At 41.4% G+C, this 1450-nt stretch carries 1 protein-coding gene; it reads right to left on the reverse strand.

Translation table 11 applies throughout. The annotated features are described in order from the left end of the window. Positions 1 to 192: 192 nt before the first annotated feature. Positions 193 to 1359, reverse strand: a complete 1167-nt coding sequence (locus NMM17_RS09530; RefSeq protein WP_143952561.1) for an IS30 family transposase — start codon at positions 1357 to 1359, stop codon at positions 193 to 195. Positions 1360 to 1450: the final 91 nt, after the last annotated feature.

Genomic DNA, 1450 nt, shown 5'->3' on the forward strand with positions numbered 1-1450 from the left:
CGTAAAAACCAGTGGAAATCCGTGTCAGGGTAAGTTCCACTGGTTTTACTAATACTTGATTTCATCGTTTTTGTAGCCAAAATGAATAGAAAAAAGAGCGCACAAAATCCCCTCATCTGAAAGCGTTTCAGATTAAGTTCCGCTATGGTGGAAGTTAGTGTGAGACGTTTGAATGCGGTTAAAGGTTAGTTTTTAGAACTTATGTTGGAGTAATTTAGACGACTGACAGACGTCTTCTGCAGGTATTTTAGAAATACCTAGAAGTTTAGGAATCTCTTCTCCGTAAGTAAAGGCAAAGAGTTCATAGGCTGACTTTCCATTCAAAGCAGCACGTTTGACACTGTTGACATGCGAACAAACGAGATTGATGTCCTCTTGAGTTAAGTTGTCAAAAGAAGTTTCCTTAGGTAGAATGTCGCGAATCAGCGTGTGATTTTTCTCAATTCTCCCTTTCTGGTCAGAGCGATTAGGGTCACAAAAGAAGAGTTTACTCTCTCCTCGCACATCCATTTCGATGTCATCAACCCTGGCAAACTCTCCACCATTATCTGTCAGGATGACAGGGAAGAGTTGGAAGAAATCTTTGTCCGCTTGGTGAAGAGTGTTCTTGATGTCATAGAGGTGTTTGGTAACCTCAAGGGTAGTTTTATTATCCAGAAGTCTAGCGAAGATAAAGTTACAGAAAGACAGGTTGAAGGTGAGTAGGACTTTACCTCCCATCCTGCCCATAACGGTGTCCATTTCCAGCCAAGAGTTCAGTTGCTTAAGAGCCAAATAATTTTGGAAATCCTCATAGGAACGGCCTTTTTTAGCTTCTTTAGGGATGGAAGGTAGCTTACTTTTCCGTCTTTCTTTGAATTTAACGGCTCTGGCTAGGTCAATAGGAGCGATAGATAGGTATCCTTTTCGGATGTGTCGATAGACGGTTGAGGAGCTGACATCAAGGTTGTGAGTTTTGAGGATATGATAGATGTGTTGGCCCTTTTTAACACCATCAGAAATGACTTTGTCCATGTCCCAGAAGGTCTTGGAATTGAGAGGAGTTCCTTCACGAGCTTCGATAAGAGTTTGTTCGTACTGTTTTTGAGCTTGCTTAGCGAGGTAGAAAATCTTCTTATAGCCACAATTTTGTCTTCTTTTAGGGCAGCCGTTACAGACAAAGGGAGCTTTGTCGAGTAGAGGGCAAGGAAGGTTATGGCATGTAGACTCTCGGATTTGTCTGTTTCGTTTGACTTCTTTAGAAACAGTAGTCGGGTCTTTTAGAATGGATTGTCCAATAGCTTTGAAGGTTTCACTGCGCTCTAAGCCTAATTGGATATCATTACGGTCTGAAAGGGTAAGGTGTTTATGTTTTGTCATAGTGAGCCTCATTTCTAACTCAAACGTCTCACACTTAATTCCACCATAAAAATCCGTTTTAGACTAATTTCCACTTTGGTCAGGCAAGTGG

This window comes from Streptococcus sp. CF7_Ac1-12 (assembly GCF_024295905.1).
Lineage (GTDB): Bacteria > Bacillota > Bacilli > Lactobacillales > Streptococcaceae > Streptococcus > Streptococcus mitis_AP.

Bases quoted from the DNA above. Each gene is read 5' to 3' on its own strand.
- NMM17_RS09530 (WP_143952561.1), bottom strand. From the start codon at position 1,359: ATGACAAAACATAAACACCTTACCCTTTCAGACCGTAATGATATCCAA.